This window comes from Maribacter sp. (genome assembly GCA_020629415.1).
GTDB lineage: Bacteria > Bacteroidota > Bacteroidia > Flavobacteriales > Flavobacteriaceae > Maribacter > Maribacter huludaoensis.
The window spans coordinates 17,936-33,523 of sequence record JAHDDL010000038.1; the positions used below are offsets into that span (position 1 = coordinate 17,936).

The following is a 15,588-nucleotide window of genomic DNA, read 5'->3' on the forward strand; positions in this document are numbered from 1 at the left end:
AAATTGAATTTCTACTTTTTAGATTCCCCGTTCAAATATTTAGATTGATCCCTATATTCATCCATGCGATCTATATCAACTTTTTCAAAAGACTTTTTTAACATCCATCTAGGTCTTTCTAAAGTAAGTTCCCAAGCAAAAAGCTCCTTAAACAGCTCCCTTACCATTTCAGGGTGATCCGCAACCACGTTATTGGTTTCAGAAATATCATTTGGAATATTATAAAGTTCAGCTGGTCTATCTGGATATCTAATGAGTTTCCAATCTCCTTTACGAATTACACCCCTTGCATCTTTTTTCCAAAATAACGTTTCGTGCGGTCTATCTTCATTTATACCATTGATGTAAGGCATAAGGTTTACACCGTCAATGTCTTTTAATTCTTTTTCATTACCACCTGCCGCCGCGTAAAATGTAGGTAGCAAATCTAAAGTACTTATTGGGTAATCATATACCGTATTCGGTTGCAACTTACCTGGCCACTTCATTAAAAAGGGTACACGTATACCACCTTCTAAGTGGCTGGATTTAGTGCCACTTAATGGATAGTTTACACCGGCATTTTTATCGGTAGGACCACCATTATCATTTGTAAATATGACAATGGTATTATCCTCAATACCCAATTCTTTTAATTTATCCAGAACCTTACCACACGCACGATCTAGTGCCAAAGTCATAGCGGCAACAGTCTTTCGTTTACCTTGTAAATAGGGAAATTGATTTAAATCATCTTCCGTGGCATCCATAGGCGTATGGACCGCATTAAAAGATAATATGGTAAAAAACGGTTTAGATGCTTTTGCGGTTCTCTCTATAAAATCTACAGATTCTTTTGCCAATGCATCGGTCAAATATTTTTCTGGCTCTACAAAATTACCAAAACCACGTTCCATTAAATCCAATTCACTCGCAGGCGCATCAGAATATGGAAAATAACTTCTTGCACCTCCTCTAAAACCATAAAATTCATCGAAACCTCGCTTGGTAGGGTGAAACCTATCATCACCTCCTAAATGCCATTTACCATAAAACGAGGTAGCATACCCTTGCTTTTTCAAGTAATCTGCTATGGATACTTCTTCTACGGGTACACCCATTTCCCTATTGTCCACTGCAGATACAGCACTCATATAACCAGGTACATTATTCTCTTCAAAGCCAAATCTTTGTTGATATTTACCTGTTATCAACCCAGCTCTAGACGGACCACATGTGGGATCTGACACATACGCTTGTGAAAAGCGTACGCCTTGTTTTGCCAGTTTATCTAGATTTGGGGTCTTCATTATTTTACTACCATGAAAACCAAAATCAGCATAACCCGCATCATCCGAAAACAATAGCACTATATTGGGTTTTTCCTGTGCCGAGGTACATATGCCAAAAAGGCAAAATACCATGAATACTATTTTTTTCATTAACATCTTTTTAAAGTTCAAAATATCTTTGAGAAGTAAAGCCGGAGACATACCCCGGCTTTGTTCTGCATTCAAATTGAAATAAGTTACTAATAATTAATATCCTTCGTTTTGAATTAGTGCCTCGGTTCTATTAATTTCCGATTGTGGTATTGGTAAATAATACTGCTTTTTATCAAATGGCCTTGTTTCAATAGTAAATTCTTCAAAAGAGACATTCTCATCCAAATCTTTTGTCCAACGCAGACCTTTTACGTCAAAACCAAGATTATCTTCATTTAACCAACGTCTCTCATCAAAGAAGTTATGGCCTTCAAAAGCTAGCTCTACTCTTCTTTCCCTTTTGATAGCCTCTAAAAGTTCTGCCCCACTAGATGTAATAGCTGGTTGCAAAGCTCTTTCTGAAACTCTGCTTACATATCTTCTTGCCGTCTCCTCATCACCAGCCCTAAACGAAGCTTCTGCATAATTTAAATAAATTTCAGCAAGACGATAGATAATATACGGTCTTCCCGGACTAGCTTGTTTTACATCTGTACCCAAGGCTTCGTTTTGGAATTTACGCATTGCATACCCTGTGGTAGAACCGTGTCTAAAGTTTCCTAATGTTTGCTGATCTTGCGAAAAAGAATCCAAACCATCTGGAACAACGGTGTTATCTACAGAGATAGCGTAATCAATAGGTCTTCCCCTAAAATTAGCCCCTTGATAATTAATATTGGCATAAAAGCGCATTTCACGATTTTCGTAAGGGTTTGCCGCATCATAAGAAGGACTATCGGTAGTACTACCATCTTCCATATTATAAACCAATGTGTAGTTGTGCAATGGGGTAGAAAGACTCCATCCATCAAAACCTCTTGGCGATTGTGCATTGTCTGGTTGGGTAGTTACATCTGTACCAAAACCGAACACACTTCCTCCAAATGGTCTTGCGAACAAAATATCTTCATTTGCCGATAAAAATAGTTCTTGGTAAGCCTTTGCATTTGGGGTACTTATTAAATCCCTGTCTCCAACCAAATCGATAACGGCCTTGGCCGCAGCGGCAGCATCTTGCCATTTATTAGGTTTGTCATAGGTATACAATTCTAAATTAGATGATTGTGGTGCCAACGAAGGATCATGCAGGTCACTGGCAGCATATAGCAAAGTTCTGGATTTAAGCGCCAAAGCAGACAATCTTGTAGCCCTGCCAAATTCCCCACTATCTCTGGTTAGAGGAAGAAGCGGTGCAATAGCATCTATTTCGTTTACTATAAAGTCTACAACATCTTGGTAACTGTTACGTGGAATGTTAAAGTCATCATCCAAGGTTGCTGCCGATGTCAACAATGGTACCCCACCAAAGAACTTTAGTAATTTTGAATACTGGTTAGCCCTTAAAAAACGCATCTCTGCCTTTAAAGCTTCAATTTCTTCAGGATTGTTTAGCTGCGCCTCACTGCCTTCAACTAATTCCAGAAAGACATTTGCTTGTCTCACATACGTCCAAAGATCTTGCCATTTGCGCCCCAACTGCCCCACATTCGCAGATGTCCACCCTCTAAGCACGGCGAATTGATCTAAAGCTTGTGTTGTTGCATTAAAATTCATTCTAGCTTCAAAAGAAGCAATTTCCACATTCATGTACCTGGCCCAAAATTGACTTCCGGCCCCAAAAGATTCAGTACTGTTATATGTGGTAAGCAGCAACAATTCTACTTGTTCGGGCGTGCTCAATACCAAGTCACTGGCAAAAGAATCCCTTACATCTATTTCTAAACTATCTTCACAAGCACCCAAACTAAAGAGAATGATTGTTAGCACAACCGCACTATATCTTTTAATCGATTTATAATTTTTCATGATTATTTTTTTTTAGAAACTAAAATTAACACCTATGGAATACGTCTTTAACGGAGTATAACGAGCTCCTCTAAAATTGTTATAACCCGTAGCTTCAGGGTCAAGGCCCAAATCCCAAATATCAGAGAAGAAAGTAGCTAGGTTATACCCCCTTGCAAATAAGCGTACATCTACAAACTTGATTACGTCACTCTTAAGCGTGTATGAAAGTTCCACTTCTTTAAGACGAACAAAAGAGGCGTCAAAATAATAAATATCGGCAAAGCCAGAAGTACCATCTACCTGCCCACCACTTATAGCATCACCTTGGGCAAAGGCTCTTGGATAAATTGAATTTCTATTGTTCGGTGTCCATCTTTCATTGAACACAAATTCCGGTTTCGATCCAGATTGATCAAAAAACACCAAGGTTTCCGCTTCTGCCTGGCCCTGGAACAAGAAATTTAAACCAAAAGCTTTGTAATTGACCCCCCCAAATACGCCATATTGTACTTGTGGTATGTTAGAAGTCGATGTTCTTATAAAATCATTTGCGTTGGCTACACCATCATCATCTATATCTAGGTAAATTGGCTCTCCTTCTACAGTACCTTCTCTTTTTATTTCTGTGGCATCTACTTGGGCTTGATCTCTAAAAATACCATCTGTAGGATAAACCAAATATGAATCTATAGGTTTACCGCCTTGCTTTTGTGAGTCCAATATATTATCACCCTCCGGCAACGAAATTACTTCGTTACGAGCATTGGTAAAGTTCATTCCTATATTATAAGAAAAGTTGTCGTTTACCTGATCGTTCCAAGCCAATTCAAATTCATAACCCCAACTTCTTGTCTCTCCAATGTTCTCTGCCGGTATTTGACTGTTTTGTAATCCTATGAATCCGGGAATCGCACCTGATCTGTTTACCAGAATATCCGATCTATCTTGCTCGTAGTAGTTTACATCACCCGACAATCTGTTGTCTAAAAATGTAAAGTTCAACCCAACGTTCCACAGCTTAGCAGTTTCCCAAGTAACATCAGTATTTGCTAACCTAGCAAGATTGTAGGTGTTGAAAAAATTCTCTCCACCCGCGCCCAATACATAATAGTTTGGAAATCTTGTGCCCAATGGATTATTGGCGTTTCCGGTGTTTGTCCCAAGATCGAACAAGGAAAGAAACTGATTGGCACCAATACGATCGTTACCCATTTCTGACCAAGAAGCCCTAAGTTTTAAACCGTCTATCCAACTAACGTTTTCTAAAAAGCCTTCTTTATCAATTGCCCAAGAAACGGCGGCACTTGGAAATGTACCATAACGGTTACCCTCTCCAAATCTACTAGACCCATCATACCTCATAGTAAAGTCGATAAAATATTTTTTCTTAAAATCATATGATATGGACCCAAAGAAATCCTGTCTTTTGAACTCAGAGCTAGTTCCGCCAGATGACTGCCTATCATCATTGTTACCTTGAAATAATTCTCCTCTGCTAGCATCTGGAAAACCACCAACTTTTGTAGCAAAGAAATTGTTAGAATCGTTCGTTAACCTTTCCATACCTACGAAAGTGCTTATTGAATGGTCACCGAACGTATTGTCATAATGTAAACGTGCGTTATAAATTTGCTCATCGAATTTATTAAAGCTCTCTGTCAATATACGTTCCGTTCCTTGTTGGTTAGAACCAATTCTAGGCTCAAACGTTCCATCATCTGATTGGGCGTAAAATGTCCACGGTGTATACCAAGATTTTGTATTGTTCTCTATTTTTCTAAATCCTGTAAATCCTTTTATACTTAAGCCTTTTAACACTTTATCCAAATTCCAATCTACCGTAAAGCGGCCTGTAATGGTAGTAGTAAAATTATCTTCAAAACCAGAAGCATTGCTAGACGTCAATATAGGGTTACCTTCATCACCACCACGTGCCGGCAGCCCATTTGAAAATCTTGCTATTTCATTTGGTGGCAGTCCAAAAATTAGTTTATAGATATTATTGGCGTCTACACCTGGTGACGTTCTTTTGCCAAAACGTGTAGATAGATCAACACCTAATTTAAAGCTGTCCGTTAAGTTCACATCTATGTTAGAACGAAGTTGATACTGTTTAAAGCCTAAAGCACCTGAACTATACAGACCTTTTTGGTCTATGAAATCTCCACTGACAAAATATTTAGCTTTGTCCGTACCACCGGATACAGAAAGAGAAGTTCTTGATTCCGGTGCGCTTTTTGCCAAAACCTCATCGGCCCAGTCCGTATTTGGAAAACCTGCAATTTGCTCCGGAGTAAAAACTGGGTCAGCATCGGCACCATTAACCCTTGCATTTATTTCATTTTCATATATAGCGAACTGATTTACATCCATCAATTCCGGTCTTCTAGTAAAGGATGAAATATTGTAAGCATTAGAAAAGTTTATTTTTGGCTTTCCGCTCTTACCTCTTTTAGTAGTCACCAAAATAACCCCATTGGCAGCACGTGATCCGTAAATAGCGGCGGAACCATCTTTAAGAACCGTAATAGATGCAATATCTTGTGGTGCCAATTGCGAGAACGAACCTGAAGGAACACCGTCTATAAGAATCAAGGGACTGTTATTACCTAAGGTAGACTTTCCCCTTATCAAGATAGTAGTGGCATCGTCATCCGTATTGCCACCTGCACCATTACCAGCACCCGGTACTCCTCCACGGTCACTAATAATTAAACCAGAAGCCCTACCTGCCAATGATTTGGCAATATCCTTACTTGAAGACTGTTCTATGGCCTCACTACTAATGGTGCTTAAAGAACCGGTAACTTCCCCTTTTTTCTTGGTCGTATATCCAAGAACAACTACCTCGTCCAATTTAGAGGCATCTTCTTCAAGGGTTACATTGATTAAAGATTGCCCATCTACCGAAATTTCTTGTGTTGCGTAGCCTATATAGGAAAAAACCAATACTTCACCATTGTTTACGGTTAATGAGTAGTTTCCATCAAAATCTGTTTGAGCCCCGGTAGTAGTGCCTTTCACCAAAACACTTGCACCCGGCAAAGGACCTTGAGCATCTGAAATAGTACCGGATACCTTTAACTCTTGAGCCATAATACCGGTTATGCCAAAGAATATACATAGAAAAGTACAAAGTCCCATTCTATGAAATTCTTTAAAATAAAAACCGCCCCACCTAGGGTTGTTTTTCTTTACGATTGCTTTTTTCAATTTTTCCATAAAGCTTTCTGTTGTTTATTTAAGTTTAGTTTAAGTATTTCATTGTGTTTACTTGTTTGAATTTGAGTACGATACGCTATACCCTTAACCCATCTTTAACAATTACTTTACAAAAGAAGTGGAAGCTGTCCTGTTTCAACACCAAAAAATTACCTAGTACTAGCATTATTCTAACCTTTTTGATTTCTTACTAAATTTTAGGGTTAAATTTTGCGAATATAACATTATGGCATATGCATTTTAAACACATAACCAAAAAACCTGTTTTTAACTAAGAATGAATAAAAAGACGTGACCAGGAATGAATTATTTACCGGTTATTGATACAATTACCGATAGCAAAAAAGTATAAAAAGTGTAGATAGTGTAAAAACCGGTTACTTTGAAACCTCCATAAATTCTACAGGAGCACCATTGTGGTCTATAAATGCAACACGAACACCATCAGCGGGAGCAAAAATTTCCACCAATATATTTCTACCCAATAAAGCCTCTTCAAGGTTATCTACCAAATAAGCTACATGTGGCATTATACGCATCATTTTCGGCATCGGGCTATCGGCATCGAACTTCACCCATTCCACAGCATATTCATCGGTATTAAAATCCGTGTAATGAATTTTACCAGGCTTATAATAGCCGTCCCAATCTTTTTCTTCTTGTGTAGGTATCCCAATATGACTGAACTGACATTTCATACTTCTAACTTTTTACAAAAAGGTTTATTTCGTTTCGTATTACCGTAAAATGACCTTGCAAAGCTTCAAAATCCTTCACCTTGATCATTTGTTTGTCAAATAATGAACTGCCCATGCCGGCGCCCACTACGCCCGCTTCAAAAAAAGATTTGATATTTTCCTGAGAAACTCCACCTGTTGGCATTAACTTAATTTGATTTAAGGGCGCCAGCACATCTTTTATGTATTTAGGACCCAATTTTGTTGCCGGAAATACTTTTACCGCAGATGCACCCAAAGCCCAGGCTTTGTAAATTTCCGTAGGCGTATACGCACCGGGAAAAACCGGTAATTGCATTGCAACACATTTTTTAATGACCTCTTCATCTATAATGGGGGTCACTATAAATTGCGCTCCCGCAGCTATTGCCTTATCTAAATCTGCCATAGTACACACGGTACCTGCACCAACATTTAGATTAGGGTAATTTAAACGTAAGTCCTTTATTATTTTAGCAACATTGGGCGTATTCATAGTTACCTCTATGGTATAGAATTTTGCAGCGATGTAAGCCTTTATAATTTGCCTTACCGTGTCCAAATCCAGCCCCCTTACAATACCTACGATGGGTGTAATATGATATCTGTGCCAAGAAAAAGGGGTATTATTTTGCATATATTTCCATTATGTTATTTTGCCCTAACAATAAAGCCTTTTCCAAAACTTTATCACCAAAACATATTACTTGTGCAGCATTAAGCACACTCTCTAACGCCAATTTGTACATACTATAAAAAGGCTCTGGCGCCGCAAGAAAAATGTTATGTTCCATGTCTTTTAAGTAAGAGAGTTCATCACCTATAAGCATACCGCTTAAAAAATAGAAATTATCTTTTTTGTTGGCATCATCAAGTATATGCCTTGCCCTTACAGAAAAAAGATGCGCACTTAATTCTCCCCTAAAACCAATTTTTAGCCCTTGCTTAAATGCATCATGCCTTTTGTTGATCCAATGACACTTTTCTACACTATTAGACAGAATACTAGTGCAAGACAACAACTCAAAAACCTCACCTGTCATAAAACTTTTAAGGGAATTAAACTCCCCGTTTAAATAATGAATATGCTTACTGTGCGTGCCTGGCAATATGAGAATACCTGACCGATAAGACTCTAAATATTTTGAGAGCCCTAAAGCTTGTATTTCCTCCCCGCGCATCATACCAGTTTCGGTTTTTACCCCAGAAATCAAAATAATATCCAGATTTTCTTTGAACGGTACTATTTCCCACTTTAGACCTTCTCCCTTATCATTGAAAGGTACCTCACCATAGGACAGCTCCTTCATTCCAATATTTGAAGAAGCCATACCAGCGGCTACAATTAAACCCGCTTTATGGTAATCATCAAGTTTATTGATTTGGCTTTCTAGATAATTTTTAAAAAATTGAGTTTGACCTATTTGGTTTTGCTGCAAGAATTTTTGGTAAACGACTTTTACTCCCTGATCTGTCTTATGTTCAACTAATACATTGAGTGTTTCGGTCGCTACCAACTTAAGCCTAAAATTAGAGGTACCCCAATCACAACTAATAAAGTAATCTGGTATTTTCATCTGTTCAAAGCAAGTGTAACTCTCTTTTTGACCAAATAATCATCTAGCGCATAAGTAGAACAATCTACACCAATACCACTATTTTTTACTCCTCCATGAGGCAGATAAATATCATATTTTACACCGTTGAGCTGAACCTCACCAAATTCTAACTTCTTAGCAAAATAATTTAAGGTTTCCTTATTTTCAGAAAAAACATAAGAAACCAAACCTGCATCTGTATTATTCGCCAATTTAATAACCTCTTCTTTCGTATTAAAAGGAACAATAATTGCTACGGGACCAAAAATTTCGTGTTGTAATATCTCAGCTTTATTATTTTTCATGCGAATAACGGTAGGTTCAAAATAATAGCCTTTTCCTTCAATAGAATTACCACCATATATAAGTTCACCACCTTGCTTAATTGCTTCTTTTATAATAGCCTGCACTTTTTTAACCGATGCTTCATTTGCCAATGGACCCATATCAGGTTTGTTTTCACGACCGAATCCTATTTTAGTATTACCGAACCTTGCTGCCAAACCCTCGGTAAAATTATCGATAAGCGATTCGTGTACAAAGAAGCGATTAGGCGCTACACAAATTTGCCCGGTGTTGCCTATTTTTAAAGCAGCTCCAATAGTTATGGCCAACTCTAAATTAGCGTCACCCATTACTATGAAAGGAGCTTTACCGCCACACTCCATACTATATCTTTTAATAGATGTCCGTGCACTTTGCGCAATCAGCTTTTGTGCCGTTTCAGTAGATCCGATCATGGTAATCAGTCTTGGTATAGTACTCTCACATAACGGAATACCAACATCTTTTAAATCTCCACAGATTACATTTACAACGCCGGCCGGAAAATTAATTTCTGCACAAAGCTCCCCAATAATATAGGCCGACAATGGTGAAAATTCAGATGGCTTTAAAATAATACTAGACCCAGATGCCAAGGCAGGACCCAGCTTAAAACCTAAGTTCAGCAACGGAAAATTATATGCCAAAAAAGCAACGGCAACACCTAGTGGTTGTGATACCATCTTGTGCTCATGACTACCCTCTTTATCTTCAATAGGAATATCCTGCCTTAATTGAATTTCTTCAGAATAGTATTTTAATGAGTTAATGATACTAGTAAGATCCTCTTCTGAACCTTCCCACGTTTTGCCCATCTCATACATGATACTTTCACGCAGCAGATCACTATTCTCTATTATTTTGTTTCTTAGTTTATCAATCCATTGTAACCTTGTGCCTAATGGCATTGTAGACCAAGTTTCAAAACCTTTTTGTGCCGATTTTAAAGCTCTGTTCGTATCTTCAAAACTTGCCCATGCAATGGTGGCCGTAGGTTTTTCATCTGCCGGACAAATAACCTCAAAAGTCTTTCCATTGGATGCTTCTGTTAATTGCCCATCTATATATAATTTTTTATGACCGAATTTCAATGTCCCCATTATTTATATTTGTTTCTTTCTCCCTGAATTTTTTTAAAGCGTCTAGATCCACATCTACACCCAAACCTGGTGAATTTGGCACGTTGATCAAACCATTCACTACTTTGACATCACTCTTTGTAACAATATCCCGCAGTGCATTTTCGGTTCTGTCCAGTTCCATCGTTGGTAGTTCGCAGTACATTCTACCGGGGTTCATATCCAAGTTGCCCACAAAGTGTACGGCAGCGCTGATGGCGATCCAAGTACCCCAAGTGTGTGGAACAACATCCTTGCTATATGCCTGCGCCAAGGTTGCTATGCGCTTAGCTTCTGTCAATCCGCCGGTAGCACAAATATCTGGCTGGGCAATATCTACGCACTCGTTTTCAAATAAGCGTTTAAAGCCAAATTTTAGATATTCACATTCACCACCGGCAATTGGTATTATAGTATTCTCCCGTAACCTTCTGTAACCTTCATAATCTTCTGGAGAAACTGGCTCTTCAAACCAAGAAATATCAAATTTTTCAACTTTTTGAGCAAGTCTAGAAGATTCTCTATAATTGTAGGCATGATTAGAATCTATCATTAATCTAATGTCCGGACCAATGGCTTTTCGTATTGCAGAAATATACTTAATGTCTTCTTCTACTCCCAGACCTACTTTCATCTTCACCGCCTTAAAACCCTGACTTTTATACAATAGCGCCTCTTCAACCAATGTTTCTTCAAGATTTCCTACCCTAGTAAAATATAGTCCTGTTGCATAAGGTTGAATTATTGGATTTTTAATTCCGCCCAATAACATAGATACAGGTTGCCCCAATAACTTGCCTTTAATATCCCACAATGCAACGTCTATTGCACTTATTGCCGCCTGAAGACTACCACTACGCGCGTAGTCTAATGAACGACGGTACATTTCTTGCCACAATATCTCATGACCTAAGGCATCTTTACCTAGAAGAAAAGGTGTAAAAAATTCAATTCCAGCCTTAATTACACCTGCCGGTCCATAGCCTTCTCCCCAACCATAGGTCCCATCTTCTAAAGTAACTTTTACGATACAAATTCTACGCGTATCATACTGCCATTGAGAAAAATAGAAAGGAGTGTCTAACTTATGTACTATGATATAAGGTTCGATTTTTGCTATTTTCATTTTATATATTGTTTACTTCTTGAAATCTATTGCCATTACAACCTAACCTCTTCTTTTTAATAATTTGCATAGCCCAATATGGATATGGCCAGTATGAGAACAAACAGACCTATTAGAAGTATTGAAAAGGGTTTTTTAGCGTTTTTCCATTCGCCTGCCCTGTAGGCCCAAATATTACTGATTATCAGTGCCAGCCCCAATAAAATGGGCCAACCTATTACCGGTCCCATTTTACCCATTAATGCCGCACCCTGCCCATAAACCCCTAAGGCACAAAACCAAAAAATACCGGATACTATGGCCCAAGTATATGCCTTGCGGCTGTTTATAGTCTTAAAGGAAGACCACGAATTATTTTTTGATAATTTAAAGATGGCATACCCGCCGTTCATAATGAACGCCCCGATCAAAACAACTACCCATGATGCCAAGCTGGCATTTTGAGCACCTACTCCAAAAAAATCAACGGCCCTACTAGCTACAGGTGCCGCATTGGCAAAACCAACATTTAAAAAGGCAGAAAGCACACCGGACGCCACTGCAATTAAAACTCCCGTTTTTATAGCTCCTTTCTTGGAGTTTTCGGTAATGTTCAACTGATCTCTTTTCACCCCCGCAACGGCGGTAATGGCAACGCCCACCAATAAAAGGGCTACCCCTATTAAAATTACAGGAAATGTAGGCTGGGACATTGCACCATCAATTTGAAATAACGGTATGATGGATCCCATAGATGCCGCTAAGCCCATTACAATTCCGTATGTAATAGAAATACCCGTCTTCTCTACACTAACGCCAAACAAAATTCCGCCAATACCCCATAAAAAGCCATAAAAAGCTGCTACCAACAATACATTACTTTCTGTACTTGAGATAACCCCGAACAAATCTGGAATAACCAAAAAAGCCCATAGCATTGGTACAAATATCATTGCAACAAAGGCATGTACCAACCACCAAGCCTCCCATTTTAAAGGAGCCATATATTTCATGCCCAAGCCAAATGTTCCTTGAAAAAAACTTGCTAAGAGCACCAATACCAAAGGAAGGAATTCAATATTCATAAGTTTACTTTATATAAACAAAGAGCAATTAGATACATTTGCACTGTTTGGAACTACCTTGAACAAATACAATATTACCCTCGTTTCAATTTCATTAATAAGAAAGAGATGAAGCTGATTTAATATCATTTTAAAATGATAATTAGATTCTATTACATTATTAAGCATTGAAAATAAAACACGGCAATACCTGTAAAATACTACCGTGATCATATGCAACAACTAACTCAACTGTAATAATTGACTTAACTCAACTAACAAGTCAAAGTACGTGGTTATCAAGAAGATCCACTATGCAATTATTAACCTACGACTGCACAATATTATCATTTTGATAAAAATCAAGCGCTCAAACAGATAATTTAGGTGTTTTTTAAACTTTTTATAATATAATCCTAAGAAGTAGAGGCAATTAACAATCTTAGTTAGAAAACCAAAACAACAATAAAACAAGTAAACCGCCACTAATTGCCACAATGCCGGAAAGTACACTGAACGACCTTAATAATCTGGTCACTGAAACATCATGAACCTCTTTAAACAGCCAGAAAAAACTACTGTTTACGTGTATAATACCTAAAGACCCGGCACCAATTGCGGCAGCTGTCAATTCAGGATTCAAAACCCCACCAGTTACCAAAGGGGCAGCTATAGAAGCGGTAGTGATTAAAGAGACCGTTATTGATCCCGTAACCGTAGTGAATAAAAAACTCAGTAAAAATGGAATAATTACACCTAATATTGAAAGACTGCCCATGTCCACTTCCGAAAATAAGGAGTTGACAATCTGAGTATCTTTAATTACCTGACCAAAAGCACCACCTGTACCAGTGATGAGAATGACTATGGCGCATTTTGCCCCAGCAGACTGAAAATATGAATTTAGATGTGTTGAAAATTTTACCTTACCAATTAAAGGAAGTGCAAAGCATACCCCTATCATTAATACCCAAACCGGATTTTTGATAAAATCAATGAACGGATTTTTCACATGAAATATGTTGCCTATGGACATTAAGATCAAAGGAACGATTAGGGATGCAAAAGGCAATATCCGTTTATACCCAACCAATTCTTTTTTATCCAAAATTTCATGGTCTTTTTCAATTGCTACAGTACTTTGTCTATTCAATTTTACTGAATTCAGCTTTATCCAAATTAAACCTCCAATAACTGCAACAAAAGCGACCATAACATTGAAAGGTATCATTTCACCAATGTTAATTTCTAACAGTGCCGCTACCGCCAAAGGACCTGGAGTTGGAGGAATAAGTGCATGCGCAACAGTTAAGCTCATTGCCAGAGACAAGCCCAACACCAAAATTGACTGACCCGACCTTTTTGAAAGTGCTACCATGGTAGGTAATAAAGTTAAATAGGCAACGTCCATAAATACCGGTATACCAACCAGAAAACCAATTACTGCCATGCCCAATGGCAATCTATTGATTCCAAAAAGCTTTATGATACTTTCGGCAATAACATCTGCACCACCGGTCTCTGCCAATATCTCACCAAGCAGTGTACCAAATAGTATGACCAAACCTATCCACTTTAAGGTGTTACCAAAACCACTTAAAAGACTTTCGGTTACCATCTGGACCGAATTACCTGTTGCCAAACCTAAAACTAAGCCTGCAATCAATAGCGCAGGAATAGGATGTACCTTAACTACCGTAACACCTATTATTAGCAATATTATGCAACCAATTAAAATAAAAAGGGAGGTCATATACTTTTAATTCTATGGAATATCAATTGCAATTAACGCCTATAATTAACATTTCTTCACAAACTTAATTGAAACAACGATCAACAACATCTTCACAGTTATCTAGCAGATGCACTATTTTAACTTATAATCAAACGTCATTTAAAAAGGAGCAAACCAAGTAGAAATATTAAAATTGCGAATTGATATATTCTTTATACGTTTTCTAACTCTACTTTTTGATTTGAAATATAGGGTTCCATATACTCAGTAGGTGTCATATTCATTAAGGCTTTAAACTGACGATTGAAATTTGTGACCGTATTAAAACCGGATTGATAGCAAATTGTAGTAATCTGAAGTTTACCTTCTATTAATAATTTACAAGCGTGCCCAATTCTAATTTCATTTAAAAACTGCACAAAAGACTTTTGGGTTCTTTTCTTAAAATATCTACAGAAAGCATTTGGTGCCATATGGGCTATAGATGCCACGGTTTCTAATTCTATCTTATTTTCGAAATTTTCATTGAGATATGATATTATTCTGGCCATACGTTCTTTTTCACTCTTTTTATATGAGTTATCAAAACCATTGGAACATAGAAAACTGAAATTTTCGCTTACCGATAAAATATCCAATATCTTTAACAATCCCACAATTCTAGAAAGTCCCTGTCCCCTAACAAGCCCCATCATATGTGTATGAACCAAATAGGTTGCCGCCTTAGAAAATTTGAGACCCCTATTTGCATTATCAAAAAGTGTCTGCAATCTTTTTGCTTCAGGCAATTCTTTAAAAGTTTCGCCTAAAAAATCGCGTTCAAATTTTACAACAATTAAATCTGCCGAGTTATTTTCATCTATACCATCATAATATTCCCTGTGGTTTCTGAACAAATGCGGCACATTACTACCTATCATATAAAGTTCACCCTCCTCAAAATTACCAATTGAATTACCTACATAACGTGTACCGGTACTTTTTAAAAAATAGATAAGCTCTATCTCTGGATGAAAATGCCAATCTTGCTCAATACATGGTATTGTATCCTGACGTGCTAAAAAAGAATTTTCCGGTTTTCTATCGGTTTGTTTATAGGTTAGTTTCATTATTCGCAGTAGTAAAATTTATTAGCTAAAAAATCCAGAATTAATAATGCAACAATAAATTCACTTGATTTTTATCAAATATACAAATTATAGATAATTTAATACTATATACCAAATTACAACCATTACTTATGACAACTTGTTTATTATTACTACAACATACATAACTAAATTTAAGACGCATTTATTGATGGTCCGTTTCCTTTAAACACTTATAATTTTAAACGGGATACGCACCCTTTTTAATAAAATGATAATGAAATGAAAATAAGGAATTAAGCCTAAAAACTTTAATCTACTAGTGCTCTAACTCTGCAATTGTTTTTAAAAATATGGAATGTCCTTT

The 15,588-nt window shown here is 37.4% G+C and carries 11 protein-coding genes; all 11 read right to left on the reverse strand.

All coding sequences use genetic code 11. The features are described from left to right. Nucleotides 1-11: 11 nt before the first annotated feature. The 11 genes from QZ657_RS13945 to QZ657_RS13995 all read right to left on the reverse strand — a co-directional run bounded on the left by QZ657_RS13945 (nt 12) and on the right by QZ657_RS13995 (nt 15,242). Nucleotides 12-1,421, reverse strand: a complete 1,410-nt coding sequence (locus QZ657_RS13945) for a sulfatase (RefSeq protein ID WP_291967662.1) — start codon at nt 1,419-1,421, stop codon at nt 12-14. 96 nt (nt 1,422-1,517) lie between these two features. Beyond that, nucleotides 1,518-3,269, reverse strand: a complete 1,752-nt coding sequence (locus QZ657_RS13950; protein ID WP_291967664.1) for a RagB/SusD family nutrient uptake outer membrane protein — start codon at nt 3,267-3,269, stop codon at nt 1,518-1,520. A 12-nt stretch (nt 3,270-3,281) separates the two neighbouring features. Beyond that, on the reverse strand, nt 3,282-6,473 hold the full coding sequence (locus tag QZ657_RS13955; protein WP_291967666.1) for a SusC/RagA family TonB-linked outer membrane protein: 3,192 nt from the start codon (nt 6,471-6,473) through the stop codon (nt 3,282-3,284). Nucleotides 6,474-6,850: 377 nt separating this feature from the next. Then, nucleotides 6,851-7,171 (reverse strand): hypothetical protein, encoded by a 321-nt coding sequence (locus QZ657_RS13960; RefSeq protein ID WP_291967668.1) that lies wholly within the window; start codon nt 7,169-7,171, stop codon nt 6,851-6,853. 4 nt (nt 7,172-7,175) lie between these two features. Beyond that, nucleotides 7,176-7,826: a bifunctional 4-hydroxy-2-oxoglutarate aldolase/2-dehydro-3-deoxy-phosphogluconate aldolase gene (locus QZ657_RS13965; protein WP_291967670.1), complete on the reverse strand. Its 651-nt coding sequence runs from the start codon at nt 7,824-7,826 to the stop codon at nt 7,176-7,178. Further along, nucleotides 7,816-8,766, reverse strand: coding sequence for a 2-dehydro-3-deoxygalactonokinase (locus QZ657_RS13970; RefSeq protein ID WP_291967672.1), 951 nt, complete (start codon nt 8,764-8,766; stop codon nt 7,816-7,818). The genes QZ657_RS13965 and QZ657_RS13970 overlap by 11 nt, the downstream gene beginning before the upstream one ends. After that, nucleotides 8,763-10,211 carry an aldehyde dehydrogenase family protein gene (locus QZ657_RS13975; protein ID WP_291967674.1) on the reverse strand — a complete coding sequence of 483 codons (1,449 nt, stop codon included), beginning with the start codon at nt 10,209-10,211 and terminating at the stop codon, nt 8,763-8,765. The genes QZ657_RS13970 and QZ657_RS13975 overlap by 4 nt, the downstream gene beginning before the upstream one ends. After that, on the reverse strand, nt 10,186-11,355 hold the full coding sequence (locus tag QZ657_RS13980; protein WP_291959326.1) for a mandelate racemase/muconate lactonizing enzyme family protein: 1,170 nt from the start codon (nt 11,353-11,355) through the stop codon (nt 10,186-10,188). Before QZ657_RS13980 ends, QZ657_RS13975 begins: the two co-directional genes overlap by 26 nt. A gap of 56 nt (nt 11,356-11,411) precedes the next feature. After that, on the reverse strand, nt 11,412-12,419 hold the full coding sequence (locus tag QZ657_RS13985) for an L-rhamnose/proton symporter RhaT (RefSeq protein WP_291967676.1): 1,008 nt from the start codon (nt 12,417-12,419) through the stop codon (nt 11,412-11,414). A gap of 421 nt (nt 12,420-12,840) precedes the next feature. After that, nucleotides 12,841-14,151, reverse strand: a complete 1,311-nt coding sequence (locus QZ657_RS13990) for a GntP family permease (RefSeq protein WP_291967677.1) — start codon at nt 14,149-14,151, stop codon at nt 12,841-12,843. Nucleotides 14,152-14,345: 194 nt separating this feature from the next. Then, complete coding sequence (locus tag QZ657_RS13995; RefSeq protein WP_291959321.1) at nt 14,346-15,242, reverse strand: AraC family transcriptional regulator; 897 nt, start codon at nt 15,240-15,242, stop codon at nt 14,346-14,348. Nucleotides 15,243-15,588 lie beyond the last annotated feature (346 nt).